The sequence below is a fragment of the Paenibacillus mesophilus genome, assembly GCF_005938385.1.
In the GTDB taxonomy this organism is placed as follows: Bacteria; Bacillota; Bacilli; order Paenibacillales; family NBRC-103111; genus Paenibacillus_AB; species Paenibacillus_AB mesophilus.
The window spans coordinates 26,309-52,648 of the sequence record NZ_VCRA01000018.1; the positions used below are offsets into that span (position 1 = coordinate 26,309).

Sequence of the window (26,340 nt, forward strand, 5' to 3'; positions counted from 1 at the left end):
CATGCAGCTTGATGAATGGATTGAAACGATTGTTTAAAGGGGATAGAGGATTCATCGGAGAATTTTCGCTAAGCAATTGACTCGAGATAACGTTTACGTGTATACTTCAGCTAACGGAATACATGTATGGTCATCACGACTAGGGGGGATGCCTATGCCCACTATCAAGGATATAGCGAAATTGGCCGGCGTCACCTTTGTTTCGGTATCCAGGGCGCTAAATAACGAACCCGGAGTGAGCGAGGAGACTCGCCGGAAAATTCTCGACATTGCCAGGCAAATCAACTATGTGCCCAACCTGGCGGCCAAGCGTCTGGTCGACCGTTCCTCGAACGGAATCGGCCTCATTTGGCCGAAGAGGGAGGAACCGTTTTTTTACCGTACGTGCAATCAAATCGAAGAAGAGGCCTCGGCCCGAGGCTACACGGTTATGGTATCGTTCGCGGAGCGGGAGGAGGCGCTTCGCTCGTTTCGCGAATTTTTTATCGGCAGGGCGATTTGCTGGCTGGACAAACGGTCGACTCCGGAGTTCATAGCGGCCAAAGAGCAGTTCCGCGGCAAAGTTCTGGAGGTTGGAGGCCGGGAGCGCTGGAAGCAGGAGAACGCGCATTGGCTCGATATTGACCGCAAAGGGGCGGTTAAGCAAGCCATGAGCCATCTGTTCGAGCTCGGACATACGCGCATCGCCTTCCTGGGAGGCCACTCCGATAAATGGTTGGGCTATACGGAATCATTGGTGGAGCTTGGGCTGGAGTTCCGTCCGGAGCTGAACGTTATGACTTTGGTCGGGAATCCGGACATGCCGCACAAGGTACGCGACTTCGTACACAATTACAGCGAATACGGTGCAACGGCGATCGTGATAGACAGTGAAGCACTGCTGCGCGAATTCGTCAAGATGGCATATGCCGAAGGCTTGCGCATTCCCGAACAATTGTCGGTGGTCGTATACGACGATGTGCCGGAGACGCAGTCGATGCTCCCTATTCCGATTACGACGGTAGGTCCCGATATCGTCGGAATGGCCCGAACGATTATCGATTTAATCACGGTTGAGGCGGATGCCGCCGAGGAAGGCCATTTTTTTCGCAAAATGATGGAAACTGAGCTGAAGGTCCGGGAATCGACCCGCTTATGGGGTTGAACCGGACTGCTGCTTTGCCGAAAAAAGGCAAAAAATTTTACTCTTTAAAGTAAACGTTAAACCTAAAAATAAATAAATAATGTCTTTATGAAGGTAAACGTATAATCAATCCGTGAAGGAGGGGATCAGGATGTGAATATTGGCAGGAGAAAGCTGGACTGAAGGTGGACGGGAACTCATGTTACTACAAAGTCAGACCGTAAATTGTATCCTTCAAAGTTGGAGCATTCTCGAAAGGGGACAGAAAATATGAAAAGGCTTACGATCGGGTTGCTGGCAGGGACGACGGTATTGGGGTTAGCCGCATGCGGCGGTTCGCCGGACGATACGAAGGGAGCCGAGCAGGGTAAAGGCGCGAAACCGTTACCCTCGGTGCAGACGGAACCGGTGGAAATAAACATATACTCCAACAACAATGCGTCGGAGCAAGTGTTCAACGACTCATATGGAAACGCTCTCAGAAAAGCTTTTCCCCAGTATACGATTACATACATACAGAGCAAGCAGGGGACGACGCTACCGGAGATGATCGCCTCGAAAACGAGAATCGATCTGTTCTGGACGTCGATCGGCAATTATGAAACGGCGTTGTTCGAGCACGCCTTGGAATTCGACATGACCGCCCTGATCCAAAAGCACGGCATCGATCTGAACCGGCTGGAGCCGTCGGTAATCGAGGCGATGAAGCAAATATCGGGCGGGAAGATGTACGGACTCCCGGTCGCCACGAACAGCCTCGCACTGTTCTATAACAAAGATATTTTCAATAAATTCGGCGTTCCGTTCCCGACGTCGAACATGACCTGGGACGAGGCGAACGAACTGGCCCGCAGAGTAACCCGGACGGCCGACGGCAAGCAATATTATGGCATCGCTTCTTCGCGGGATCATATTATCCGGATGAACCAGCTTTCCGTGCCCAACGTCGACGTCGTTACCAAAAAGCCGACGCTGCTGACCGACAGCCGTTGGAAACGTTTATTTGAAACCGTGTTCATTACTCCTGCGTCAGACAGCGGCTACCGCAGCGCAATGGCCAAGCTGAAAAACTTGCCTGCATTGGACCAGTTCGCGAAGGAGCAAAGCTTGGCCATGCTGGTATATCCGAATACGCTCCCGACCTCCGTACCGAAAGAGCTGAAAACGATGGACTGGGATATAGCCGCATTACCTACTTTCAAGGAGCTGCCTAATGTCGGGTCGCAATCGTATCCGGTATATTTCGGCCTTACTTCCCAGACGAAAAACAAAGACGCGGCGATGGAACTGCTGAAATTTATGGTAAGCGAACCGTACCAGAACGAACTGGCCGGAAAAGGTATACTGCCGATCGTTCAGTCCGAGGCGACCAAAAAGCAATTGGGAGCCAATACGGAGTTCAAGGACAAAAACTACCAGGCGATGATGGCTCGCAAGTTTGCGCCGATTACGCCTAAAATTCCAGAGTACGACACGGACGTATTCCGTACTTATCGGGATCAGGCTTATCCGCTGGCGCTCGGGGAAACGGATATCAACACGGCATTCCGCATCGCCGCCGAGCAGGCCGAGAAGGTTATTCAGGAGAAGGGCCGCAAGTAAGTAGACACGGAACGATCCCGGGAAACAGGCGTTGATATGTATTTTTTTTGGCCGATAGAGGAACGAATCGTTCCTCTATCGGCTTTTTACGAGATTTTGGGAGCGAATAGCAGAAATATGTTGTTCCGCGGACGAGTCGACTTCAGGTTCTGGGGAGAATGCTGCTGCAGCAATAATGAGATAAATGGATTGACGATATAATATATATTATATATAATGTTTAATACCGGGCATATAAAGCCGACAAGGCGACACCTGTCTTTTTACAACGAGCAACGTGCTATTTTTCATAGAGGCGGCGCGAGCGGACGCATTTTGACGCCCGGTCGCGCGGCTTAGGCGCAATCGACGCAAAGGAGACAACTATGGCATCTGAGGAGACGAAGGCAAAACACCCGGCTTTGACCATGCTGGAGGATATGATCCGCATCCAGAGCGTCAATCCCCATTTTGACGCTTCGGGGCAAGGCGAGCGGGCAATGTCCGATTATGTGGAACGACGCTGCAGGGAAGCCGGACTCAAGGTGACGAGACAGACGGTATTTCCCGGACGCGACAATCTGATTATCGAGCTGCGCGTCGGCAAACCGGATAAAGCGCTGTTGTTCGAAGCGCATATGGACACGGTTACGCTAGGAGCAATGCCGAACGCGCTAGAGCCCGTCTATCGAGACGGTAAGCTTTACGGACGGGGCGCGTGCGACACGAAAGGTTCGCTCGCCGGTATGCTTTACGCTATGGAGCGCTGCGCGGCAAATCCGGAGCTTGCCGGCGGCGATTTGATCTTATGCGCCTCGGTGGACGAGGAGCACGCCTACAAGGGGCTGCTTGCTTTCATGGAGCTCGATATTCCGGTGGCGGGCGCCGTAGTGGGAGAGCCGACGGAGCTGGGCATTACGGTGGCGAACAAAGGCTGCGTCCGGGTCGCGATGACGACGCACGGTAAAGCGGCGCACAGCTCGATGCCGGCCGAGGGCGACAGCGCTGTCATTCAGATGATGCGCGTCATTCGGTATATTCACGAGAAGCTCGAGCCGGAGCTCGCTACCCGCAGCCATCCGCTGTGCGGCAGCCCGACGATCGTGGTCGGCACGATTCACGGCGGTACGCAGATCAACATCGTTCCCGATCGATGCGTCATCGAAGTCGACCGGCGGCTCATTCCGGGCGAGCGTCCCGAAATCGTGGAGCGGGAGCTTGCGGAGAGGCTGATCCGGGAGCTGGCGCCCGAAGGTGTCAAGCTGACGATCGATCGGCTGCTGCTCGATTGGGCTCTGGATACGGCCCATGACGAGACGATCGTGACGGCCGCCCGCAAAGCGGCTGCCGAAACCGGACTGAGTGATCGGCTGCGCGGCGTCACGTACGGCTGCGATGCGAGCAAGCTGCAGGAATTCAAAGGCATTCCGTCGATCGTATACGGACCGGGCTCGATCGCCCAGGCTCATACGAACGACGAGTGGGTGCCGGTATCCGACGTGGAGCGTGCCGCTGAGTTTTATTTGCGTCTCGCGCAGACGTTTGGTCGTTCCTGAATTTGTAACTAAAGTTCCCTATTAACGATATCCGGAAGGTGGAGGGTATACATGGATGCTTTGATTGATCGGTCCGCTTTTATCGGCTTGGATCAGCGTACGTGGTTTTACGGCGGCGCCGAATCGCCCCCGCTCCACGGTATGCAGGAAGCGTTGCACAGCTATGTGACCAACCGGGCCAACGGTCCGGAAGGGCGGAAGCAGAACAGCGAAGTGGAGCAAGCCTGCAAGAGGAACATCGCTACGATGCTCGGAGGACGCCCGGAGAACATCGCGTTTCTGTCGAACGCCTCCGAAGCGATTTCGATGATCGCGGCCTCGTTCCGGTTTCAGGCCGGCGACAACGTCGTCATTAACGATCTGGAGTTTCCTTCCGGCGTGCTTCCGTGGCTGCAATTGAAGCCAGCTGGCGTGGAGGTGCGGGTCGTGCCGAGCCGGAATTGGCAAGTTACCGCGGAGGATTTGCTCGCATCCGTCGATGAGAACACCCGGATGGTCGTCACAAGCCACGTGAGCTATATGTCGGGAGCGAGAATCGATTACCGGAAACTGTATAGCGAATTAAAAAACACGAAGGCTCTGCTGCTCGTAGATGCGACACAATCGCTCGGGGTCGTCCCCGTCAGCATGAACGATGCGGATTTCGTCGTTTCCAGCTCTTACAAATGGCTGATGGCCGGTCACGGAGCCGGGATATTGGCGGTCAATCCCGAGCGGGCCGACCGGTTCGAGCCCCGCAATATCGGCTGGCGGAGCGTGGAGGACATGTTTAGCGACACCCGGTTCGAACGGTTTCGTTTTTTCTCGGACGCGCGCCGCTTCGAAGGGGGATATCCCAGCTACCCGACGCTGTATGCGATGAACTATTCGACGAATCTGCTGCTTTCCGTCGGCATCGAACGCATCGAACGGCACATTCTCGACCTGGGCGGCGAGCTGATCGAGAGCATGAAGCGGATCGGCTACGAGCCGATGACGCCCGAGAAGCCTGAACAAAGAGCCGGCAACATTTCGTTCGTATGCCCGGACGGCGAAGCGTACGCCGACGAGCTGGTCAAACATGGAACGTATTTATGGGGCGGAGACGGCCGGCTGAGGGCGTCGATCCATCTCTACAACAACTCGGAGGATGTGGCCAGACTGGTAGGACTATTGGCCGCCATGGCCAAGGACCGCGCTTCCTGAAAGCCGGATCTTGCCGAACGGAGGGATGTTATGGATATCGGGATCATTACCGGCTTGCAGCCGGACGGAAGAAGCTTCGAGGCGGTAAAACAGTTCGGTTTGCGCACGTGCCAGCTTGTCAGCTGGAATCCGGCTCTCGCGACCCGCGAGACGGCGGAAGCAGTCGTCCGCGAATCGGAGCAGTCCGGAGTTCGCGTATGCGCCATGTGGGCCGGGTTTCCGGGACGGATGGCATGGAATTTCAAAGAAGGGCCGGTCACGCTAGGGCTCGTTCCCGAGGAGTCGCGTTCGGAGCGGGTCGAGGCGTTGAAGCGCTGGGCCGATTTTGCGGTATGGATCGGCGCTCCGGCGATCATTACGCATTGCGGCTTCATCCCGGAGAACGTGACCGATCCCGCGTACGGCCCGATCGTCGAAGCGATCGGCGAGGTGGCCCGGTATTGCGACGACCGGGGCATCGGATTCTGGTTCGAGACGGGGCAGGAGACGCCGGTCGTGCTGCTGCGCACGATCCAGCGGATCGGGACCGGCAATCTGGGCATTAATCTGGACCCGGCCAACCTGATTTTGTACGGCAAAGGCAATCCGGTGGATGCGCTCGATGTGATCGGCCCTTACGTCCGCAACGTTCATGTGAAGGACGGCTTCTATCCGACGAACGGCGACGAGCTGGGAGAGCAGGTCGCGGTCGGGAAGGGCAAGGTCGATTTTCTGAAGCTGTTCGAAGGGCTTGAGGCGCACGGCTTCCGGGGCGAATGGATCATCGAGCGGGAAGGGCGCGTTGGCGAGGACGAGAAAAACCGCGATATTATCGACACGATCGACTATTTGAAGCGGCATGTAGCCGGTATTGGGGCATAGAGGACATAAATAAGGGACTAAAGGGGAGACCGCTGAACATGAAGGCATTGGTATGGACCGGCGTGGAGACGATGGAGGTCCGGGATACGGAACGTCCGGTATGCGGCTCGGACGATGTATTGATCCGCGTCGAGGCGGTCGGGATATGCGGGTCGGAAATCGAGGGCTACTTGGGGCACAACAGCTTGCGCGTGCCGCCTCTCGTTATGGGGCATGAGTTTTGCGGCACGGTCGTGGAGTCCGGCGGGGATCGTCCGATCGCATCCGGGCAAAAGGTTGTCGTCAATCCGCTCCTCGCATGCGGGGCGTGCCCGTCCTGCCGGCGGGGGCTGCCGCAGTTGTGCGCGAAGCGGGCTCTTGTCGGCGTCCATCGGCCGGGCGCGTTCGGGGAGCTTGTCGGCGTGCCCCGCTCCGCCGTCGTGCCGGTACCGGCCGACATCAGCCCGTTCCGCGCGGCGCTATCGGAGCCGCTCGCCTGTTCGCTCCGCGCGACGCGGCGGGCGCTCGAGCGGCACCCGTTCGCGGGCGTGCTCGTATTCGGCGCGGGCGGAATCGGGCTTCTGTGCGCGATGACGGCGAAGCTGCTCGGAGCGTCCCGCGTGATGATCGCCGATACGAACGCGAAGCGGCTCGCGATGGTCGCGTCGCTTGGCGTCGGCGAGACGGCCAATCCGCGCGAAGAGGACCTGGGCGAGCGCGTCCGCGCCGTATTCGGGGAAGGCGGGCTGGATGCCGTCATCGACGCGGCCGGATTTCAGCCGACGCGGGAGGCTGCCATCCGGCTCGTGCGGCCGGGAGGTACCTTCATGAATATCGGTCTCGGCATCGACGATACGGTGCTGCCGATCAACCATTTGATCCGCAGCGAGATCGACATCCTCGGTTCGTTCTGCTATTCGCAGCAGGACTTTCACGACGCGGTGCGCCTGCTGTCGGAAGGCCGGATAACCGAGGAAGGCTGGACGGAAGTACGGCCGCTGGAAGCCGGCGGGGAAGCGTTCGCCGAACTGGTTGCCGGACGGGTGCATGTAGGCAAAATTTTCTTGCAGCCCTAATCGAATCATTGCTTCGTGAAAGCCGCCGTCGGGCGGCTTTTGACGTTCTATCCCGATCCCGGTACAATAACGGTAACAAGGCGGAACGATTCGCCGCAAACAGTTGGGGGAACGGATATGAGCGGTACGCAATGGGTCGTGCTGGTCGTTTTTTTGGCGGCCACGATCTGGTTTATATGGATGATGAGCAACAAGTGGAAGAAGTAGCCGAACAGGAAATCATCACCATCCGTCCGATCTTTACATAAACTGATCCTATAAGCTTGCCAGACGCGACCGCCGGGCGGCCTGCAGCAGGCGGCAAAGGCTGCGAGAAAGCGGGATTGCAGCGGACGGAAGGATGAGGAATCATGATTCGAGCACGCAACCCTCGCCGGGACGACCGGATCATCCTTGATTTGGTGAAACGGGAGTTGTTTTCGTATACGCTTCGGACGATGCCCGACTTGCGTTGGGACGCTTCGGAGGTCAAACGGAGATTGAACGGCAACGTTACGTTCGTCGCCGTACCGGGACGGTTGAAGGCGGTCGGCTTCGTTTCGGTTAAGAAGAACGGCAAAGAGATGTTTCTCGATATGCTGGCCGTCGACCCGCACAGCCAAGGGCGGGGATGGGGCTCGGCGCTTCTGAGGGAGACGGAACGATACGCCCTCAGCCGGGGATGCAGCTCCATCCGGCTGTTCGTCGACGAGACGAACGGCAAAGCCCGGATGTTTTATGGCCGCAACGGATATTCGGAGCACCGGTATTATCCCAATCTGCATTGTATTGCAATGGGCAAAGCGTTGTAGCCATTAAGATATTCGTGCCCATATAGAAATCCTTTGACCGGCCGTCCGGGAAACCGGAGCATCAGGTCGATATTATGGCAGCCGTGGCTGAAAAGCCGGCCGCCACCCAATTGAAATACAATTGCTTTACAGCGATGGTCCAAGCTTTTGCCATTTTGGCCGGGGGGAGCATGGGATGGATAGTTCGAATCGTCCAAGATATGTTCTCGAAGAAGAGCTCGCGATACGCAAATTGGTTACTTTCTATTACAGGGAAATGTCCCGGCAATTTTATACGAGCGGGGAAAAGCACGACTTCTGGGAATTCGTCTACGTCGACAACGGAGAGCTGGAAGTGTTTACGGATTCGGGGCTCCACTATTTGGCACAGGGAGACATGATTTTTTACAAACCGAACCTGTTCCACGGCGGAAAGGCGTTAAATCGTACCGCGCCCAACCTGATCATCCTATCGTTCGAGTGCACCGCTCCGTGTATGGCATACTTCGAAGACAAATCGTTCCGTCTGAACGAACACGAACGGATGCTGCTTTCCCGGATCGTCCAGGAAGGACTGAAGGCGTTCGATCCTCCCATCAATTCTCCGCATTTGGCCGGATGTCCGAGCAAACGGGCCGGAGCCGCTTTCGGCGGAGACCAGTTGATCCGCAACTATTTGGAAATATTGCTCATCGAGCTCATTCGCAAAGGGGATACGGCCAAAACCGATGCCAAGCTTTCAACCGTAACCGAAGAACAGCAGGGTGACGAGCTCGTCTCGTCCGTCGTCGGCTATTTGCAGCATAACGTTGCATGCAACTTCAGCTTCGATCAGCTGTGCGAACGGTTTGCAATCAGCCGTACGCGACTGAAAGCGCTCTTTAGGGCGAAATACGGCATCGGTGCAATGGAATATTTCAACCGTTTGAAAATCGAGCAGGCGAAGCGGCTCATCCGCGAAGAAGCGGCGACCGTCTCGGAAATCGCCGAGCGTCTCGGTTACAGCAGCATCCATTATTTTTCCAAGCAGTTTAAACGACTAGTGGACATGACCCCTTCGGAATATGCCCGATCGATCACCGCCCGCGCGGAACGAATACGCGGCAAGCCGCAGGAATCGGCCGACAAGTCGCATTGACGAAGTCGAAACCAAAAGCGAAGACGAGAGCCTTGGGACGAATGCGGATGAAGCGCCTTCGATTTATCGGACGGTACGTTGCTTAATAACGAATATCGCAATTGTCGCCAGTCGCCGGGAGGCGACTTTTTTTTGTATAGGAAATTATGCGAAGCTAATTTCGATGGATAACGGGGGCTCCCTCAGAAGTAATAGGAATAAGCTACGAAGGAAATCTTCACTTCTGGGGGATTGTTCTTGCGATTAACCTTGCTGGCATTGCTTCGTAGATGTTCCTATTCAGGCAGTCGGTCAACCTCCGATCGAAGAGGACGAAATTGGCAAAAGAATAGACCGAAATGACAACGCTTTCTAAACGCTCAAATCTTATGATGAAGGTGTAACGAACCATTGATGGGAGGAATCTATGATGAATGAACAAAGGCCGGGACACGAGGTCGGTCGACAAAATTGTTCCATTGCGGAGCTAGACGGCGAAGCGAAGCCAGCTCCTTACCCGGCGATCAGCAGGAGGAAGCTGCTCGCCTCCATGGATTTGTCCGGTGCCGCCTTATTTTCCGGAGGAATGCTGTTTGCCCATGGCAATAAAGGATCCGTTGCCCAGAGTGTCTATGGCGGTTCGGGAATGTTTCCCCATGATGCCGACGAGATCGCCTATCAGCTAGCGGCAACGACCCCGGAGCGCTCGGTCGGCGATAAGCTGCGCGAGACGGTCAGCGTCAAAGATTTCGGTGCGACGGGAGATGGCTCGACCGACGATACCGCAGCGATTCGTTCCGCCGTCGATTTTGTCAACGCGACAGGGGGGACCGTATATTTCCCCTCGGGTACTTATATCGTAAACAACAAACCGAACATTCAGGTCCTCTCGCACGTGCATCTGCTAGGCAGCGGCGCAGGCGCCTCCGTCATCCGCAGCAACGGCAATTTGACCGGGCCGATTTTCAACTCGGCGGGGAGCCGGATTTGCTTCGATCGATTGGCGCTGGAGGCTCCGAATACGGTTAACGCCGTCGCCCTGATCAATATGAATGGCGGCGAGAACATTACGGTGCATCGCTGCACGCTGGACGGAGGGCATACCGCGATCTGGCTCAATCCGAGAGACGGGGAGATGTTGTCCGAGATCCGTATTACGGACAATACGATGGAGCATTTCAACTTCGGCGTCTATATCGGCTCGCATCATACGCAGCTTGTCGGAGGAACGATCAAGCATGTAATCATAGACCGGAATGTGATCGCCAAGGGGCAGCAGATCGGCTCCGGCGGCGACGGGATCAAGACGGTCCGGACTTGCCACAATCTTGTTATCACGAACAACTATATTTCCGATCAATCGAGGGACGCCATCGATCTGTTCGCCTCCGGCGATACGGTCGTCGTCTCCGGCAACATCCTGGTCAACAGCTTGGTCAAAGGGCTTGACATCAAGAGCGATCTGCAGAATTATCCGGAGAGCAAATACGGCTTCAACGGCAGAAGACTGACGATCACCGGCAACATTATCGACAACAGCGGATTGGCCGGGGTATCGATCAGCCAAAACGCCGCGAATGGGGATTACAACTATTTGATCGATGTCTCTCACAACCAGATCAGTCGAAGCCAGCACGAGGCGATAACGTGCAGCGGACGGTTCATTACGCTGTCCCACAATTGTATTTTCGAAAATTGTTTGGCCAGCGCCAGCTACAACGCCGTTCTGATCGGCAAAAACCTACCCCTCGTGCTGACGAGAGATATTACGATTCAGTCGAACATGATCGTCAACAACGGCTCCGATCAAGGACAAGGACATGCCCTGTACATAAGTGCCTACGTGGAGGACTGCCTGATCCAGGGCAACACAATAAAGAACGACCAGACCTTGCCGAACCCCAAGCAAAAAAGAGGCTTGTACGTCAACCAGCTTACCAAAAACATTCATGTGAAAGATAACCGGATCGCCGATCAGCTGACGATAAATGTAACCGTCGTCACGAACGCGGACCTGCTCGGGGAAAGCTCCGGCGCGAGCATCGGCAGCTTGGCCGCAGGGACCGGCGGGGAATATGTGTTGCTGTCGATGCCGAGACCGGGAGCGGTCATCCGGGCGGCTTTCATCGTCGCGGACCATATAGCGGCCAACGGCACCGACTATGCCGTATTCGACCTGCGAAAACGGAGCGGTGGCACGGTCACTTCGCTGAGCCAGCATTCGACCGCTACGACGGCCGTGACCGCCTTCTCAAAGACGTTGTTTCCGAACACGAAATACATCCCCGTCGCCAAAGGGGATATCATTTCGGTGAATATTACGCAGGCGGGGGCCGGTCAGGACATCAAGAACGGCTATTTCTTGATCGAGTATATCGAGATGTAAGGCGGCATGTTAATAGTCCCGGAGTCATATTCTTCCCGCCAATTCCCCCTCGTCAAGAGAACGAGGGGGAATTGGCGTTTCTTTCTTTGAAACTTTGGCACCTACAGCAGTGGGTACAGCCCGGCGATCGATTTGAGCTCCAGCGTCACTCTTTGACTGAATGGCGACAGAGGTTCGGACCATTCGCCGGACTGGGCGTCCGGATACGCGGAAAGCCGAGCCGGTCCGTTTGTCGTGCCGCGGTTTTTGCGCGATTTTCCGGCGCTTCTTCCGAGCGATGTGCTCGTTTTGCCTTTCGTCCGTTTCGATGTGCCGGCAGACGATACCGGCCCGGCGTTGTCGTTCAAAATCATCCTGCCGTCGCCGACTTTGCTGACGACGCCGAAATGGCGCGCTCCGTCGTTGAGCACGGCACAGATCGGGTAGCCGATGAAACGGCTGCATATGTCTTCATTAAAGGCGAATTGTTCATTCATCCGTTAACTGTACCTCCCTAAACATTTCTTTGTATAGGCTATTCAACGGATATTTTCCGCGCATGGTCGGATGCCTAACGGGTGAGCGCCTATTTTTTTGCCGCCGGATCGCTTTCATGTTCCGCTAGTTTCGGCTATGCTAGTAGGAGATGGAACCTTTTGGATAATGGGCAGCAATTGCGGGAGGGATCGGATGATGAACCGTCAAAGCCGACTATGGGGAGCTCTGCTGCTGGGAGCGCTGCTTTTGAGCGGTTGGGTCGCCTATACCGGGTCTACGAGAACTTCGTCTACGACCGTTTCCGGTATGGAGACGATGCTTCAAGCCGCCGACAGTTTGTATGCGCCGGCTTCCTACGCGGTTGTGCTGCAGCACTCCGGTCCGTACCGTACGGCTCGCGATGACGCCTCCTTCGCGCGTCTCGGCGATGACGCCGCACGGGAATTCGGTTTGACTGCCGCGAAGCCGGGTGCCGATGTGAACGGCCATCGCCTATACAGCGCTTCGGGCGAGCTGCCATCGGCTGCCGGAGGCCGGCTCGAGGTCGCTCTATCCGGCTGGGCGGACGGTTCGACAAATATAACCGTGCGCTGGGACGCCCCGGAAGGAGCGGAGAGAGACAAACTGCTGTCGTGGGCGCGCGACGCGGCTGCCCGTATGGAGCGGGTCGGTGTGGAAGCGCACTGGATGGTCACCGTCCGCGGCAATATCGGGGTGCTGTCCCCGGAAGCCGTGAAAGCGCTGAAGGAGAAAGTACGTACTGTATACAAAGCCGCGCCTGTCGAATCCTACACCGATTCCGGAAGCGAAATCGTGTCGTACACCAGTGCGCTTCTGGAACCGGGCGTCCGCAGCGCAGCCGGGAAGGTGAACCTGCAAGCCGCTTTGCACCGCGATTCCATCTATGGAACGTACAAGCTGACGGTAGCTTCTCCGATGATCGCGTCCGAGCTGTAGCGAGCCGTCCGTATTCGGTTAAACCTGCATTCTTGCAGGAAGGATAAGGGATTCCCATCTCCGTCCGGCACAGCTTAAACCGCCTCAAGCCATGGATTGTCTTGGTGCGATATGCTAAACTACATACAGAACGGCCGGGACCCTCGGGCCGTAAATACATAGGAAAGAATGATGGACCATGACCGATATCGCGGAACTTAACGATTACGGAGCGGATCGCACGCTCTTTTTCATCTTTGGCGCTACTGGGGATTTGGCACGGAGAAAGCTGTTCCCAGCTTTCTACAGCTTGTATCGCGAAGGCAAATTATCCGACCGGTTCGCGGTAATCGGGCTGGCCCGCCGCCCGAGAACGAACGAGCAGTTCCGGGAGGACGTCCGGCAATCGATTCAGGAGTTCGGCCGCTACAAGGGCGAAGAGGACAAGCAGTGGGAGAAGTTCGCCGACCATTTCCACTATATGTCCCTCGACATCAACAAGCTCGAAGCGTTCCAGCAGTTGAAAGGATTGGCCGATAAGCTGGACGATACGTACGACATCGGCGGCAACCGGCTGTTTTATTTGGCGCTCGCTCCGGAGTTGTTCGGCAGCGTCAGCTTCAATCTGCGCGACGGCGGTCTGCTTGAGACGAAAGGCTGGCGCCGGCTCGTCATCGAGAAGCCGTTCGGCTACGATTTGCCTTCGGCGGAGAAGCTGAACGAGCAAATCCGTCAAGTGTTCAACGAAGACGAGGTATATCGGATCGACCACTATTTGGGCAAAGAAATGGTGCAGAACATCGAGGTCGTCCGTTTCGCCAACGCCTTCTTCGAGCCTCTCTGGAACAACAAGCATATCGCCAACATCCAGATTACGCTCAGCGAGACGGTCGGCGTCGAGGAGCGCGGAGGCTATTACGATCATGCCGGAGCGCTGCGGGATATGGGGCAGAACCATATGCTGCAAATGATTACGATGATGGCGATGGAGCCTCCGAGCCGGATGGAGCCGGAAGATATACGCGACGAGAAGGTGAAGGTGCTCCGCTCGCTGCGCATATTCAAAGATCCCGAAGACGTGCAGAAATACGTGGTCCGCGGTCAATATTCCGCAGGGGAAATGAAAGGCAAGCCGGTTCCGGCTTACCGCAGCGAAGAAGGCGTCCCTTCCGACTCCGTGACGGAGACGTATTTCGCCGCGAAGGTGTTCGTCGACAACTTCCGCTGGGCGGGCGTTCCGTTCTATATCCGCACGGGCAAGAGACTCCCGGTTAAGACGACCGAGGTCGTCGTGGAGTTTAAAAATATGCCGGAGAACGTCTACTTCTCCAGGAAAACGAAGCTCGAGCCGAATTTGCTCGTGTTCCGGGTCAATCCGACGGAAGGCATCTATTTGAAAATGAACGCGAAGCAGCCGGGCTCCCAGTGGGGCATCGTGCCGATCGCGATGGATTTCTGCCAAAGCTGCGAAGTCGGCATCAACACGCCGGAAGCGTACGAGCGTCTGCTGTACGATGCGGCGCGCGGCGACTCGACCTATTTCACGAGATGGGACGAGGTGGCGCTCGCATGGAAATTCGTCGACCGGATCGAGTCGGCATGGCGCGAGCAAAGCACGGACCTGCACTCGTATTCGGCCGGAACGTGGGGACCGGAAGCCGCCGTACAGCTGCTCGCGAAGGACGGCTTCAAATGGTGGCCGGTCAACGGACAGCACGAGGGCGAAGTCGTATGGGCGACGCCGGTGACGACGAAGTAAGCGAAGCATTCGGGTAACGGAACGGAAGTTCGTTATTTCTGGGCAAATAGCGGACCGTTCCGTTATTTGTGTATTTCGGACATTTGCCGCAAAAGCGATCTTCCGTCCCATCATGTTCCAGGCATTCGACCGTTCATCCTTGCGTAGACGCCGGGAAACGTTTTTCATATAATGAATATCAGCGCCGCCTATTTTGGAACAATGGAAGTGAGCTCATGTCGAGACGCGGGTTTCTGAAGTGGTTGATTGCCGCGATCGCGGTAGTGGCGGGTTCTTTCTTCGCCATGTTCCAAATGCTGTCCCGGCTCGGCCGGTCCGATCCGCCCATGACGGCGGGGGATGCTACGGCCCCTGTGACGAAGCCGGAGTCGTCTTCGGTTGTTTCCGCGGAGCCGCTGCTGTCGCTGTTCGTTTTGAGCGATTTGCACGTCTCGATTTACGATGAGAGCACGCCGAGAAAATTGAACCATGCGCTGGACCAAATCGTCCATCTCGGGTCTCCCGTAGACGCCGTGCTGCTGGGCGGCGATTTGACCGATTACGGCATGGAGGCGGAATGCAAGACGCTGGAAACGATTTTGGCCGGCTACAAGCTGCCCCCGGTGTATGCGAACATGGGCAATCACGACTATTATGACGTATGGATCCATAACGGCGGGTTCAGCCGCGATACGCTGCCGAATGGCAAGACGGATGCGCAGTCCCGCGCCCGGTTCATGAAAATGTTCAACTATACGAAGCCTTATAAGGATGTCGCCATTAACGGCTGCCGGGTCATCCTGATGTCCCAGGAAGCGTACATGCAAGAAAAGCCCGAGGTAGGCGAGGGGGCCTGGTATTCCGACGAGCAGCTGGCTTGGCTCAAGGCGAAGCTTGCGGAGACGACCGGCGCCAAGCCGACCATCATTATTATCCATCAGCCGCTTCCTCCCGAAGGGCAGGACGGAGGCTCCCACCGCGTAGTCCGCGCCAAGGAATTCCGCGACATTTTGAAGCCGTACCGAAATGTGTTCGTCATCTCGGGACATACCCATCAAGATTTCGACAACGGGACGCCGCACTATACCAAAGAAACGTTCCACTGGTTTACAAACGCTTCCGTGGGCCGCACCCGCAATCAAGGCCCGACGGAAAGATCGCAGGGGATGTATGTGCAGGTTTACGAAGACCGGGTCGTCGTGCGCGGCAGGGAATTTTCGACGAAGCAATGGCTGGATTCGGCCCATTGGACCGTTCCGCTTGAACGCGCGAAAGTTTGACGATACCAATAATGCAAGATAGAGTGACTTGGAAGGGATAAGCACAATGAATCAAATCGCAACCAACATGCAAAACGAAGTACAGAAGCGAAGAACGTTCGCGATCATCTCCCACCCCGATGCGGGGAAAACGACTTTGACCGAGAAGCTGCTCCTGTTCGGGGGGGCGATCCGTTTGGCCGGTACGGTCAAAGGACGCAAGGCGAGCCGCCATGCGACCTCGGACTGGATGGAGATCGAGAAGCAGCGCGGAATCTCGGTAACGTCGAGCGTCATGCAGTTCGACTACGAGGGGAATAGAGTGAACATACTCGACACCCCGGGTCACCAAGACTTCAGCGAAGATACGTACCGGACGCTGACGGCGGCCGACAGCGCGGTCATGTTGATCGACTCCGCCAAAGGGGTCGAGGCGCAGACGAAGAAGCTGTTCCAGGTGTGCAGCAAGCGAGGCATTCCGATCTTTACGTTCATGAACAAGATGGACCGGGAAGGACGCGACCCGTTCGATCTGATGGAGGAGCTCGAGCAAGTGCTCGGCATCCGCTCTTATCCGATGAACTGGCCGATCGGCTCGGGCAAGCAGTTTTGCGGCGTGTACGACCGGGTCCGAAACCAGCTGGAGCTGTTCCAGAACGGAGACCACGACCATATCGAAGTTCGCAAAGTAAGCGGCTACGACGATCCGCTCGTGAGGGAGATCGCCGGGGATTACTTGTATGAGCAGCTGCAGGAGCAGCTTCAGCTTCTCGATGTGGCCGGCGACGAATTCGATCTGGAGAAAGTGCGCAAGGGCGAGTTGACTCCCGTCTTTTTCGGCAGCGCCATTAACAATTTCGGGGTGCAGACGTTTCTGGAGAACTTCCTGGAGCTGGCGCCGCAGCCACAGCCGCGCAACAGCAGCCAAGGCGAAATTGATCCGACGACGTGCGAGAAGTTTTCCGGATACATTTTCAAAATCCAGGCGAACATGAACCCGGCGCACCGGGACCGGATCGCGTTCCTGCGCATTTGCTCGGGCAAGTTCGAGCGCGGGATGGCGGTCAAGCATGTACGCGCCGGGAAAGAGATCAAGCTGTCGCAGCCGCAGCAATTCCTCGCCCAAGAACGGGATATCGTGGAAGAGGCGTTCCCGGGAGATATTATCGGGCTGTTCGATCCCGGCATATTCCGGATCGGCGACTCGCTCTCGCAGGGCGGCCAAGATATCGTGTATGACGAGCTGCCGACGTTCTCGCCGGAAATGTTCAGCAAAGTGTCGATCAAAAACGCGCTCAAGCAAAAGCAGTTCCTTAAAGGAATCGACCAGCTGACCGAAGAAGGCACGATTCAAGTGTTCCACACGACGAGCGGGTTCGATGAGTTGATTCTCGGCGTAGTCGGACAACTGCAGTTCGAGGTTATGGAGTATCGGATGAAAGCCGAATACGGCGTGGACATCTTGCTTCATAGACTCCCGTTTCAATTCGCGCGCTGGGTGGTTGACGACAAGCTTGACCCGGCGAAGTTCCGGATCAACTCGCAGCTCGTGAAAGACAAGAAGGACAATTACGTGGCGCTGTTCGAGAACGAATACGCGATGCGCAGCGCGATGGAGAAAATGCCTCAGGCGAAGTTTCTGGAAACGGCGCCTTAAAAAGAAGCCTTCGGGAACCGCTCTTGGCAGCGGACCCGGAGGCTTTTTGCTTGTTCGAGCGATAGCGGAACTGTAATCCGCTAAATCGAATATTTCCCGGCTATTTTTGTTATTAGCGGAACTACAGTGCACTAAACCATGAATTTCGTGCTGCCATGGTGGCTAAAAGGCCGAATAATGGAAAATAGTTCCGTTATTTTGCCGGCGAGCATGTTTTATCGGTCGTTAGCGGAATATAGTTCCGTTATACAGCCGCCGCCAACGGGTTTGCTTCGATGAGCGGGGCCGTCATGCGTCCGCTTGGCGTCCCGATTCGCCGGCGGTTACGTCGCCATCAAACGCCCGTTTCGGGAACGACAGCCGGAACGTCGTGCCGATGCCGGGTTCGCTGTCCGCTTCAACCGTGCCGCCGTGCGCTTCCGTCAGCTGCTTGACGATGAACAGGCCGAGCCCGGTTTCACCTTTTTCCTTGGAGCGGGAAGGGTCGGCTTTATAAAATCGGTCGAATATCCGCTCGCGTTCTTCCGGCGTTATGCCCATCCCCTCGTCGCTGATCTCGATGACGGTCCGGTCGTCCGTTTCTGCCGCGGAGAGCCGTATCGTGCCGAAGTCGGAAAATTGAATGGCGTTTTTGACGACGTTCATCGCGATCTGGATCAGCCTGTCGTAATCGCCGTGCCAAACAAGCTGCTCGGTACATTCCACCAGCAGTTTTAAGTTTTTTTGCGCTGCGAGCACGTCGAGTGTTTCCGCGACGATTTCGAGAATGTCTTTGGCCCTATAATCGGCTTTGTTCAGCGTGATCTGGCCGGTCTGCATTTTCTCGATATCGAGCAGCTCGTTGATCAGGCGGATGAGCCGGATCGTTTCTTTCTCGATAATGCCGTACGCCTTGTGCCGTTCTTCGGGGGTAACGATGCCGGTTTTCAAAGCTTCCACGATGCCGCGTACCGATGTGAGCGGCGTTCGCAGCTCGTGGGAGACGTCCGACAAAAACTGGCGTCGTCTCGTCTCTGCAATACCCAGCTTATCCGACGATTGCTGAAGCTGGACCGCCATCGCATTGAAATCGCGCGCCAAATCTCCCAGCTCGTCCGTCCGGGTCATGGCGATCCGCGTATCATACTGCCCTTCCGCGATCGATCCGGCCGCTTGCCGGATTGTCCGGACCGCCCTGCCCATGCCGCGCGACAGCAGGAAGACGACGATCAACGTAAGGACGAGCGCGGCACCCATGGAATAAAAAATAACCCGGTCCATATCCGTTATCGTTTCGTTCAGTCCCCGGATCGGCGATACGGCGAACAGCACGATTTCTTCTTTCTTGCCCTTCTGCTTCACCGTTCTTGCCGCCACCATGAGCGGATCGGCCGTTTGCTTCTCGATGGCGAACGTCTGGTCGTTCTGCACCGTCCATAATTGCTTGCGCAAGCTGTCGATCACTTGCTTATTGCGCAGAGGCTGAGCAAGCATGGAGTAATCTTTCTCCATCACTTCGCCGTTGCGGTTCATGAGGACAATCGAGATTTTGCGTTCGTTCAAAAAAATACGGAAGTTGGCCAAAGCCGGTCCGGCGTTTTCCTCCCGCTGCAGGATGCGGGCGATTGCGCGCGTCGAACCGACCAGCTCTTCACTTTTGTTCTTGTAGATGATCCGGTGCTTGGCGAAATAAGTAAAGGCGGAGCCGAGGAGCGCGAGGAGCAGCAGCGCCACGAGCAGATGGCTGAGGAATTGGCGTTGAAAAAAAGTGAATCGGAATCGTTGCTTGGGCATCCGCATCGGTGGTCAGTCCTCCAACTTGTAGCCGACACCCCATATGGTCACGATCCATTGGCGTTCGGGCGTTGCAATTTTGTTGCGCAGCCGCTTGATATGTACATCGACCGTGCGGTCTTCTCCGTAGTAGTCGAATCCCCACACCGTTTCGATCAACTGTTCCCGCGTGAACACTTTCTTCGGATGGCTGGCGAATAGGACGAGCAGCTCGAACTCCTTCGGCGTCAAATTGGCGATAGGCCGGCCGCCGATCGTCACTTCCCGCGATCCGGTGTCGATATGCAGCTCCATGTGCCGAATCCGGGTATGTTCGGACGGATCGTGTCCGGATGATTCGGGCCGCCCGGTAGCTTTATAGCGGCGCATGACCGCTTTGACTCTCGCCATCAGCTCAAGCGGGCTGAACGGCTTCGTCACGTAATCGTCGGCGCCGGACTCCAGGCCCGCGATCCGGTCTTTCTCATCGGTTTTGGCCGTCAGCAGAATGATCGGGGTATCGGAGATTTTGCGGAATTCCGCGCATAGCTCCAGTCCGTCCCGCCCCGGCAGCATCCAGTCCAGCAGGACAAAGTCCCAATGCTGCCCGCGGAATAGCCGTTCGGCTTCGCTGCCGTCATGGACGAACACGGCCTGCACGTTTTCTTCGTGGAGAAACAACCGGAGCATTTCGCAAACGGAGCGGTCGTCCTCCGCAACAAGCATTCTCACTTTGGCACCTCCGCTAGTAGGCAAGCTGATACGGTCTGTTTCTTGTATAGAAAATGATGCGAAGCCAATTTCTATAGATAACGGGGGCTCCCCCAGAAGTAACAGGAATAAGCTACGAAGCAGATCTTCACTTCTGGGCGATTTGATAACGATAAAGAATGTTTAAGTTCGCTAAAGTGTTAAAGCGAAATGCGGCATTCTTTACCAAGGAAACCTTCCGCTTAATCGCGGTCGCTCATCTTCGAAGTACTTCGATAAACGTTTTACTTATAAGCATATTCGGTTATGGGAGCGGTTGCAATACTTTGCCGCAAATCAAACAACCGCCGAAACGTCGGGGGATACGACGAACGGCGGCTGTTATATGCGGCGGATCGATAAGCGGCTTATTTGGCTCCGGCATCCAGCTGACTTTTTAAAGTAGCGGCCATGCTGCTTTGTTCCGCTTGTCCGCTATGCTCCCAAATCAATTCGAACAGGACTCCGAGTCCGGGCAGCGCCTTGTCGTCGCCGCCGATCGAGTCGTTGATCACTTCGATCAGCTCCTCAGCCGATTTGTCGTGAACGCGTTGAATGATCGCTTGCCGTAAGCTTAAAATCATGATGTGACCTCCGGTTTCGTCGTTCTCGTAAGTTAATATGCACACAACTGTCGGGGTTCATGTATGGTCCCGAAGGCTGGAATATGGTGCCGCGGTGTCGGTGTGGTATAATAAGAATCATAAAGGCTGCAGGAGCGGGTCCCCGAAAAGCATTAGGAATCGGCCTCGCAGCATAAGCTTCACTTTTTGGGGTACAGAAGGGAGCATGGGAATGAAAACGAAGCAATACGCCGTTATCGGAATGGGACGTTTCGGTTCAAGCGTCGCCATGTCGCTGTACAAGCTGGGCTACGAGGTGCTCGCGATCGACTCCAGCGAGCAGCGGATGCAGGAAGTTTCCGGCATGGTCACCCATGCGGTTCAAGCCGATTCGACCGATGAGGAAGCTTTGCGGGCGCTGGGCATCCGCAACTTCGATGTAGTCGTCGTAGCGATCGGTCAAGACATTCAGTCGAGCATATTGACGACTTTGATTCTCAAGGACTTGGGTGTTCCGCTCCTGGTGGTCAAAGCTCAAACCGAACTGCACGGCAAAGTGTTGAAAAAAATCGGAGCCGACAAAGTCATTTTCCCCGAACGGGATATGGGACTTCGCGTCGCGCACCATTTAATATCTCCCAATATACTCGATTTTATCGAGCTGTCCGACGATTACAGCATCGTCGAGCTGAAGGCGTCCGCGAATATGATCGGTCAAACGCTGCGTCAGCTGGATATCCGGGCCAAGTACGGGTGCAACGTCATGGCGCTTAAAACCGGGGATAAAATGAACATTTCCCCGAATGCGGACGATACGATCAAGCATGAAGATATTCTTGTCGTCGTAGGCGAGAACGATCAACTGCGCCATCTGGAACGGGCGTTTGCGGAAGTGGCCAAATAATGCGCCGACCGGAACCGATTCTTTCGATCCACAACCCGAGAGTCAAGCTATGGGCGCAGCTTCTGGACAAAAAAGGACGGGACAAGCAAGGCTTGTATCTGGTCGAAGGCATTCACCTCGTTCAGGAGGCGTTGATATATAATGCAGGAGTCGAGGCGCTGCTATATTCGGAGGAGCGCGGAATCCCGGCCGAGATCGAATCGTATGTCCAGGCCGATACGAAGCTGGAATGCGTGCCGGTCAGCGAGCAGGTGCTGGCCAAATGTTCGGATGCTCAGACGCCTCAGCCCGTTATCGCCATTGTCCGTAAATCGTCCCGGTCGGCGGAAACGCTGCTCGATATTCCGAACGGGTTGGTCGTGGTGGCGGACGGTTTGCAAGATCCCGGCAACCTGGGTACGATCATTCGCTCGGCCGATGCGGTCGGAGCGTCCGGCGTCGTATTGGGTCAAGGGACCGTGGACTTGTATAACCCGAAGACGGTCCGCTCCACGATGGGCTCGCTGTTCCACGTTGCCGTAGCGGAAGCCGATCTGCTGCCGCTGATCGCCAAGGCGAAATCGCACGGCATCCGGCTCGTCAACACGAGCCTGCAGGCGAAACGGACGTGCTATGAAGCCGATTTTACCGGAGCTACATGGCTTGTGCTCGGCAATGAAGGGAAAGGCGTCTCGCCTGAAGTGGCCGCACAGATCGACGAGCACGTCATTATCCCGATGAAGGGGCAAGCCGAGTCGCTTAATGTGGCTATGGCCGCGACCGTGCTGTTGTTCGAGGCTATGCGGCAGCGGGGATCTAACTAGATGGGGATATACATTTACAAAGTATAAGAAGCGGCCGATGGACATCATCGGCCGCTTCATAGTAAAAAGCATCCTTGCGGGATAGCGATTCCTGTGATTAGCTATGCGGTGCTGTAGAGCATCGGCTGACCAAACGCCGGAATTTGATAAACGATACAATCCTCCATGGAAGAATATAGCCGAATGCTACCATTAGGAACAATGCCATTAATGTTTGTGGATCCATGTCGGACAATTCGAAGAACAAACCGTATGATCACAATACCTACGAAAGCCGCGACGAACCCCCAGTTTTTCTTGGCATAGATCAGGTTGTCTTCTCTTATCTCGTATTCGGTCGTCCAAATCAGCGGGATTGAGAACACGATGCCAAGACCGAAAGCTGCTCCATAAGCCCAAGCCGGTAAATTTACGTTCGGGTCCAGCAACAGCGTCACTCCAGGAAGCATGAATAGAAGAGGGACTAATAACCGAATCCCGTTACCTCGTATCGGACGGTACATGCTTCTCGTTCTTCTCCACAATACCAATGCCGCTACAGCGGCTACCACTGCATAAAAAGCGCTTCCGTTCATTTTGCGGGCCACCTCATAGATGAAATATACAAAAAATAGACAGCCACTAATATATCATATTCCCTTTGGGAGATAAACCTAATTTATGTACTCGGTGTTGACGAAGGAGAGCGATTTGGTTACAGTGTTCATATACCCATACGGGTATATGTAAATCGTCGGATTGCTGCGGGTGTCACCGTCAACTGGTAGGGGGCCGTATGAATGCTGTTTAACCTGCCTGCTGCAATACCAGATTTTTTTTGCGGTGAAACATACCCCTATGGGTATGTAATTAAACAATCATTTTCGGGAGGTTGTAATCGATGACAGCTTTGCAAGCGGATCGGATTTTGGAGTGCGAGGGGCTGGCGTGTCCGATGCCGGTCGTCCGGACCAAGAAAACAATCGATGACATGAAAGCAGGGGAAGTGTTGGAGGTGCGGGCAACGGATAAAGGCTCGGTCGCCGATCTGTCGGGCTGGGCCGGTCGTACAGGTCACCACTATGTCGGCATGAAGGAGGAAGACGGGGTTTACCGTCATTTTATCCGGAAAGCCGAAGCTTCCGATACGAAAGCGGACATGAGCTATCCGCATACGGTAACGAATGAGCAGCTTCGGTCCGAGCTTGAATCGGGCGGAAGCGCAACGATCATCGATGTGCGGGAACCCGCCGAATATGCTTTTGGCCGTATACCGGGCGCGGTTTCGATTCCGCTCGGAGAAATCGAGACGCATATTGCGCAGCTTGATCCCGATAAACAATACTTTATCGTATGCCGTTCCGGCAATCGCAGCGATACGGCCTGCCGGATGTTGAGCGCCAAAGGGTTCAGACATATCCGCAATGTAGTTCCCGGAATGTCGCAGTGGACTTACGAGGTTGAGAAAGATTAAGCCCGAGAAGGAGGCGAATTTGCATGGCAAACGTGTCGTCGATTACGGCACAACAGCTGCATGCCGTTATGAATTCCAGCCAAGAGGCGTTCATTCTAGACGTTCGCAATAAGGAAGAATATTCCTCCTGGAAAATTGAAGGCCATACGACGAAGTCGATAAATGTGCCTTATTTCAACTTTCTGGATGAGGACGAGAGAAATTACAAAGATTTGCCGAAAGACCGGAACATCGTCGTCGTATGCGCCAAAGGGGGATCGGCGCAATTCGTCGCCGGGCTTCTGGCGGATAAAGGGTACATGGCCTCGGTCCTAGAAGGCGGGATGTTGGCGTGGAGCCAATTTTATTACCCGACGGTAGTAGCATCCCATTCTTCTTTGAAATTCATCCAGATCAACCGGTTGTCCAAAGGATGCTTGTCCTACGTTATCGTTTCCGAAGGTAAGGCGATGGTCGTGGACCCCGGTCACAATATCGAGATTTACACGGAGCTTGCGAAAGAGCATCTTTTCACGATCGAGCACGTTGTCGACTCCCATTTGCATGCCGATCATATCTCGGGAGGGAGGGCACTGGCCGAATTGACAGGGGCGACCTACTACATTTCTTCCGGAGAAGTGAAAGGGACCGACCTGCATTACGAACCGCTGGAAAACCACGCTTCGATCCGCTTCGGTCAAGCGGAAGTGGATGTGCTCGCCATCCCGACGCCGGGTCATACGCCGGGCTCCACTTCGTTTCTGCTGAACAATGCCTATTTGATGTCGGGAGATACGATTTTCGTAGGCGGATTGGGGCGGCCCGATCTGGGCGGCAAGCCGAAGGAATGGGCGGAAGATTTGTACGATACCGTGTTCCATAAAGTGAGCAGGTTGTTGGACGATGTCCTCGTTCTGCCCGCACATTATGCGGATATTAGCGAAATGAACGCAGACGGCATAGTCGGAGCGACGCTCGGCCATATCCGGACTAACAATGACATCATGATGAATGCCGATCGGGAATCATTTACCGAGCAAGTGGCCGGAGCCGCCGACACGGAGAAGCCGCCGAACTTTGAAGAGATCGTGGCCATTAACAGAGGAGAGCAGCATGTAGTGCCGGAACGCGCTGCAGAATTGGAAATAGGGCCGAACCGGTGCGCGGTACACCATCATTAAGCGGAGGAGGAATACGCAATATGGCACATTTGATCGTAGACGCCAAAGGGCTTGCTTGTCCGATGCCGATCGTCAAGGCGAAGAAAGGAATGGACAGTCTGGAAACGGGTCAAATTATGGAGCTGCAGGCAACCGACAAAGGGGCGATGTACGATTTTAGGGCATGGGTGAGCCAGACGGGGCACGAACTGTTGGAGACGAAACAGGAAAACGGGGTATTTATTTTTATCGTACAGAAGAGATGATTTTTTTTGGGCAAATCATATACCCATACATGTATAAGTAAATAGTCGAAAGGTGATGAGGATGACGGATAAGAAGGAAAAGACGACCATCGTTCTATTCAGCGGGGAATTGGATAAAGCGATCGCGGCTTTCATCATAGCGAACGGGGCGGCGGCGTACGACCATGAAGTGACGATCTTTTTTACGTTCTGGGGATTGAACGCGCTGCGCAAAGATTCGCCGGTACCGGTGAAGAAGGGTTGGCTCGAGAAGATGTTCGGGGCGATGATGCCGCGCGGGGCGGATCGGCTCGGTTTGTCCAAAATGAATTTCGGCGGGATCGGTCCCCGAATGATCAAGCACGTAATGAAGAAGCATCGTGCGCTGACGCTTCCCCAATTGATCGAGCTGGCTCAAGAGCAAGGCGTTAAGCTAGTCGCTTGCACGATGACGATGGAACTTCTTGGCTTGCAGGAGGAAGAGCTGCTGGACGGAATCGAATACGCGGGGGTTGCCGCTTATTTGGGCGATGCCGCCGATGCGAAGGTGAATTTGTTTATATAAGTTATAGAAACCCGCCCCTTCCGACTGTTGTTGTCTTCGCCATGGTTGTCTGCAATAATATACCTATACCGGTATGGATGGAAGGAAGGGCGTTCGCGATGATATACGATGATGACGTAAAGAAAAGATTGAAGCGGATGGAAGGGCAAATTCGCGGCGTATTGAAAATGATGGAGGAAGAGCAGCACTGCAAAGATGTGGTCAGCCAAATATCCGCGGTACGGAGCGCGGCGGACAAGGCGATTGCCTACATCGTCGCGGTCAATCTGGAGCAATGCATTCTGGAAGAAAAGGAAGCCGGCCGGGATACGAGTAAAATGGTCAAGCAAGCCGTAGACCTGCTTGTCAAGAGCCGCTGACGGAGAAGCGCCACTCCGAAATGGATAACATACAGTTATTTTCCGGTTACCGGCCTGATTGCCGTCAGGCTAATGGAAAACATACAGCTATTTTCGACATTTGGGC

The 26,340-nt window shown here is 55.2% G+C and carries 24 protein-coding genes and 1 pseudogene; 20 read left to right on the plus strand and 5 right to left on the minus strand.

The annotated features are described in order from the left end of the window. Positions 1–154 precede the first annotated feature (154 nt). The 9 genes from FE783_RS25910 (at position 155) to FE783_RS25950 (ending at position 11,634) form a co-directional block, all read left to right on the plus strand. A complete protein-coding gene (locus FE783_RS25910) occupies positions 155–1,144 on the plus strand; it encodes a LacI family DNA-binding transcriptional regulator (protein WP_158302030.1) in 990 nt (329 codons plus the stop codon). Positions 1,145–1,393: 249 nt separating this feature from the next. Continuing rightward, entirely contained in the window at positions 1,394–2,725 is a 1,332-nt protein-coding gene (locus FE783_RS25915; protein ID WP_138882276.1) for an ABC transporter substrate-binding protein, read from the plus strand. Between the two features lie 365 nt (positions 2,726–3,090). Next, positions 3,091–4,260 (plus strand): M20 family metallopeptidase, encoded by a 1,170-nt coding sequence (locus FE783_RS25920; protein ID WP_138882277.1) that lies wholly within the window; start codon positions 3,091–3,093, stop codon positions 4,258–4,260. A 51-nt stretch (positions 4,261–4,311) separates the two neighbouring features. Further along, positions 4,312–5,445: an aminotransferase class V-fold PLP-dependent enzyme gene (locus FE783_RS25925; RefSeq protein WP_138882278.1), complete on the plus strand. Its 1,134-nt coding sequence runs from the start codon at positions 4,312–4,314 to the stop codon at positions 5,443–5,445. Between the two features lie 30 nt (positions 5,446–5,475). Continuing rightward, positions 5,476–6,306: a sugar phosphate isomerase/epimerase family protein gene (locus tag FE783_RS25930; RefSeq protein ID WP_138882279.1), complete on the plus strand. Its 831-nt coding sequence runs from the start codon at positions 5,476–5,478 to the stop codon at positions 6,304–6,306. Between the two features lie 38 nt (positions 6,307–6,344). Then, complete coding sequence (locus FE783_RS25935) at positions 6,345–7,361, plus strand: galactitol-1-phosphate 5-dehydrogenase (protein WP_138882280.1); 1,017 nt, start codon at positions 6,345–6,347, stop codon at positions 7,359–7,361. A gap of 350 nt (positions 7,362–7,711) precedes the next feature. Next, the gene (locus FE783_RS25940; protein WP_138882281.1) at positions 7,712–8,152 is read left to right on the plus strand and encodes a GNAT family N-acetyltransferase; all 441 of its coding nucleotides are present in this window, start codon (positions 7,712–7,714) and stop codon (positions 8,150–8,152) included. Between the two features lie 175 nt (positions 8,153–8,327). Beyond that, positions 8,328–9,269, plus strand: a complete 942-nt coding sequence (locus FE783_RS25945) for an AraC family transcriptional regulator (protein ID WP_138882282.1) — start codon at positions 8,328–8,330, stop codon at positions 9,267–9,269. A 406-nt stretch (positions 9,270–9,675) separates the two neighbouring features. Further along, positions 9,676–11,634 (plus strand): glycosyl hydrolase family 28-related protein, encoded by a 1,959-nt coding sequence (locus FE783_RS25950; protein ID WP_138882283.1) that lies wholly within the window; start codon positions 9,676–9,678, stop codon positions 11,632–11,634. A 101-nt stretch (positions 11,635–11,735) separates the two neighbouring features. Here the strand turns inward: FE783_RS25950 and FE783_RS25955 are convergent, their stop codons facing one another. Further along, positions 11,736–12,110 carry a hypothetical protein gene (locus FE783_RS25955; protein WP_138882284.1) on the minus strand — a complete coding sequence of 125 codons (375 nt, stop codon included), beginning with the start codon at positions 12,108–12,110 and terminating at the stop codon, positions 11,736–11,738. Positions 12,111–12,303: 193 nt separating this feature from the next. On the opposite strand from FE783_RS25955, the gene FE783_RS25960 reads away from it, so the two are divergent. From FE783_RS25960 to FE783_RS25975, 4 genes are all read left to right on the plus strand, one after another. Then, complete coding sequence (locus FE783_RS25960; protein WP_158302031.1) at positions 12,304–13,068, plus strand: YwmB family TATA-box binding protein; 765 nt, start codon at positions 12,304–12,306, stop codon at positions 13,066–13,068. Positions 13,069–13,246: 178 nt separating this feature from the next. Beyond that, positions 13,247–14,806, plus strand: coding sequence for a glucose-6-phosphate dehydrogenase (gene zwf, locus FE783_RS25965; RefSeq protein ID WP_138882286.1), 1,560 nt, complete (start codon positions 13,247–13,249; stop codon positions 14,804–14,806). 215 nt (positions 14,807–15,021) lie between these two features. Continuing rightward, positions 15,022–16,065 (plus strand): metallophosphoesterase family protein, encoded by a 1,044-nt coding sequence (locus FE783_RS25970; RefSeq protein ID WP_138882287.1) that lies wholly within the window; start codon positions 15,022–15,024, stop codon positions 16,063–16,065. 46 nt (positions 16,066–16,111) lie between these two features. Next, positions 16,112–17,701: a peptide chain release factor 3 gene (locus tag FE783_RS25975; RefSeq protein ID WP_138882288.1), complete on the plus strand. Its 1,590-nt coding sequence runs from the start codon at positions 16,112–16,114 to the stop codon at positions 17,699–17,701. A 288-nt stretch (positions 17,702–17,989) separates the two neighbouring features. Here FE783_RS25975 and FE783_RS25980 read toward each other — a convergent pair whose 3' ends face one another. The 3 genes from FE783_RS25980 to sspI form a co-directional block, all read right to left on the minus strand. Next, a complete protein-coding gene (locus FE783_RS25980; protein ID WP_138882289.1) occupies positions 17,990–19,480 on the minus strand; it encodes a sensor histidine kinase in 1,491 nt (496 codons plus the stop codon). 6 nt (positions 19,481–19,486) lie between these two features. Further along, positions 19,487–20,179 carry a response regulator transcription factor gene (locus FE783_RS25985; RefSeq protein WP_138882365.1) on the minus strand — a complete coding sequence of 231 codons (693 nt, stop codon included), beginning with the start codon at positions 20,177–20,179 and terminating at the stop codon, positions 19,487–19,489. Between the two features lie 392 nt (positions 20,180–20,571). Continuing rightward, positions 20,572–20,787: a small acid-soluble spore protein SspI gene (gene sspI, locus FE783_RS25990; protein ID WP_138882290.1), complete on the minus strand. Its 216-nt coding sequence runs from the start codon at positions 20,785–20,787 to the stop codon at positions 20,572–20,574. 211 nt (positions 20,788–20,998) lie between these two features. Between sspI and FE783_RS25995 the strand changes: the two genes are divergently transcribed. Further along, a complete protein-coding gene (locus FE783_RS25995) occupies positions 20,999–21,670 on the plus strand; it encodes a potassium channel family protein (protein WP_138882291.1) in 672 nt (223 codons plus the stop codon). Continuing rightward, the gene (locus tag FE783_RS26000) at positions 21,670–22,473 is read left to right on the plus strand and encodes a TrmH family RNA methyltransferase (protein ID WP_138882292.1); all 804 of its coding nucleotides are present in this window, start codon (positions 21,670–21,672) and stop codon (positions 22,471–22,473) included. Before FE783_RS25995 ends, FE783_RS26000 begins: the two co-directional genes overlap by 1 nt. A 97-nt stretch (positions 22,474–22,570) precedes the next feature. Here the strand turns inward: FE783_RS26000 and FE783_RS26005 are convergent. Further along, positions 22,571–23,048, minus strand: a pseudogene (locus FE783_RS26005) (CcdC family protein). A gap of 305 nt (positions 23,049–23,353) precedes the next feature. Here FE783_RS26005 and FE783_RS26010 point away from each other — a divergent pair. The 5 genes from FE783_RS26010 (at position 23,354) to FE783_RS26030 (ending at position 26,234) form a co-directional block, all read left to right on the plus strand. After that, positions 23,354–23,926: a sulfurtransferase TusA family protein gene (locus FE783_RS26010; RefSeq protein ID WP_138882293.1), complete on the plus strand. Its 573-nt coding sequence runs from the start codon at positions 23,354–23,356 to the stop codon at positions 23,924–23,926. Between the two features lie 23 nt (positions 23,927–23,949). Then, positions 23,950–25,086: an MBL fold metallo-hydrolase gene (locus tag FE783_RS26015; protein WP_138882294.1), complete on the plus strand. Its 1,137-nt coding sequence runs from the start codon at positions 23,950–23,952 to the stop codon at positions 25,084–25,086. A gap of 20 nt (positions 25,087–25,106) precedes the next feature. Continuing rightward, positions 25,107–25,331, plus strand: coding sequence for a sulfurtransferase TusA family protein (locus tag FE783_RS26020; RefSeq protein WP_138882295.1), 225 nt, complete (start codon positions 25,107–25,109; stop codon positions 25,329–25,331). A 61-nt stretch (positions 25,332–25,392) separates the two neighbouring features. Further along, positions 25,393–25,875, plus strand: coding sequence for a DsrE/DsrF/DrsH-like family protein (locus tag FE783_RS26025; protein WP_138882296.1), 483 nt, complete (start codon positions 25,393–25,395; stop codon positions 25,873–25,875). 98 nt (positions 25,876–25,973) lie between these two features. Further along, positions 25,974–26,234 carry a metal-sensitive transcriptional regulator gene (locus tag FE783_RS26030; protein WP_138882297.1) on the plus strand — a complete coding sequence of 87 codons (261 nt, stop codon included), beginning with the start codon at positions 25,974–25,976 and terminating at the stop codon, positions 26,232–26,234. The last annotated feature ends 106 nt before the right edge of the window (positions 26,235–26,340 follow it).

Coding starts and splice junctions, on each gene's coding strand:
- FE783_RS25910 (WP_158302030.1), top strand. CDS start 155: ATGCCCACTATCAAGGATATAGCGAAATTGGCCGGCGTCACCTTTGTT.
- FE783_RS25915 (WP_138882276.1), top strand. CDS start 1,394: ATGAAAAGGCTTACGATCGGGTTGCTGGCAGGGACGACGGTATTGGGG.
- FE783_RS25920 (WP_138882277.1), top strand. CDS start 3,091: ATGGCATCTGAGGAGACGAAGGCAAAACACCCGGCTTTGACCATGCTG.
- FE783_RS25925 (WP_138882278.1), top strand. CDS start 4,312: ATGGATGCTTTGATTGATCGGTCCGCTTTTATCGGCTTGGATCAGCGT.
- FE783_RS25930 (WP_138882279.1), top strand. CDS start 5,476: ATGGATATCGGGATCATTACCGGCTTGCAGCCGGACGGAAGAAGCTTC.
- FE783_RS25935 (WP_138882280.1), top strand. CDS start 6,345: ATGAAGGCATTGGTATGGACCGGCGTGGAGACGATGGAGGTCCGGGAT.
- FE783_RS25940 (WP_138882281.1), top strand. CDS start 7,712: ATGATTCGAGCACGCAACCCTCGCCGGGACGACCGGATCATCCTTGAT.
- FE783_RS25945 (WP_138882282.1), top strand. CDS start 8,328: ATGGATAGTTCGAATCGTCCAAGATATGTTCTCGAAGAAGAGCTCGCG.
- FE783_RS25950 (WP_138882283.1), top strand. CDS start 9,676: ATGATGAATGAACAAAGGCCGGGACACGAGGTCGGTCGACAAAATTGT.
- FE783_RS25955 (WP_138882284.1), bottom strand. CDS start 12,110: ATGAATGAACAATTCGCCTTTAATGAAGACATATGCAGCCGTTTCATC.
- FE783_RS25960 (WP_158302031.1), top strand. CDS start 12,304: ATGATGAACCGTCAAAGCCGACTATGGGGAGCTCTGCTGCTGGGAGCG.
- zwf (WP_138882286.1), top strand. CDS start 13,247: ATGACCGATATCGCGGAACTTAACGATTACGGAGCGGATCGCACGCTC.
- FE783_RS25970 (WP_138882287.1), top strand. CDS start 15,022: ATGTCGAGACGCGGGTTTCTGAAGTGGTTGATTGCCGCGATCGCGGTA.
- FE783_RS25975 (WP_138882288.1), top strand. CDS start 16,112: ATGAATCAAATCGCAACCAACATGCAAAACGAAGTACAGAAGCGAAGA.
- FE783_RS25980 (WP_138882289.1), bottom strand. CDS start 19,480: ATGCGGATGCCCAAGCAACGATTCCGATTCACTTTTTTTCAACGCCAA.
- FE783_RS25985 (WP_138882365.1), bottom strand. CDS start 20,179: ATGCTTGTTGCGGAGGACGACCGCTCCGTTTGCGAAATGCTCCGGTTG.
- sspI (WP_138882290.1), bottom strand. CDS start 20,787: ATGATTTTAAGCTTACGGCAAGCGATCATTCAACGCGTTCACGACAAA.
- FE783_RS25995 (WP_138882291.1), top strand. CDS start 20,999: ATGAAAACGAAGCAATACGCCGTTATCGGAATGGGACGTTTCGGTTCA.
- FE783_RS26000 (WP_138882292.1), top strand. CDS start 21,670: ATGCGCCGACCGGAACCGATTCTTTCGATCCACAACCCGAGAGTCAAG.
- FE783_RS26010 (WP_138882293.1), top strand. CDS start 23,354: ATGACAGCTTTGCAAGCGGATCGGATTTTGGAGTGCGAGGGGCTGGCG.
- FE783_RS26015 (WP_138882294.1), top strand. CDS start 23,950: ATGGCAAACGTGTCGTCGATTACGGCACAACAGCTGCATGCCGTTATG.
- FE783_RS26020 (WP_138882295.1), top strand. CDS start 25,107: ATGGCACATTTGATCGTAGACGCCAAAGGGCTTGCTTGTCCGATGCCG.
- FE783_RS26025 (WP_138882296.1), top strand. CDS start 25,393: ATGACGGATAAGAAGGAAAAGACGACCATCGTTCTATTCAGCGGGGAA.
- FE783_RS26030 (WP_138882297.1), top strand. CDS start 25,974: ATGATATACGATGATGACGTAAAGAAAAGATTGAAGCGGATGGAAGGG.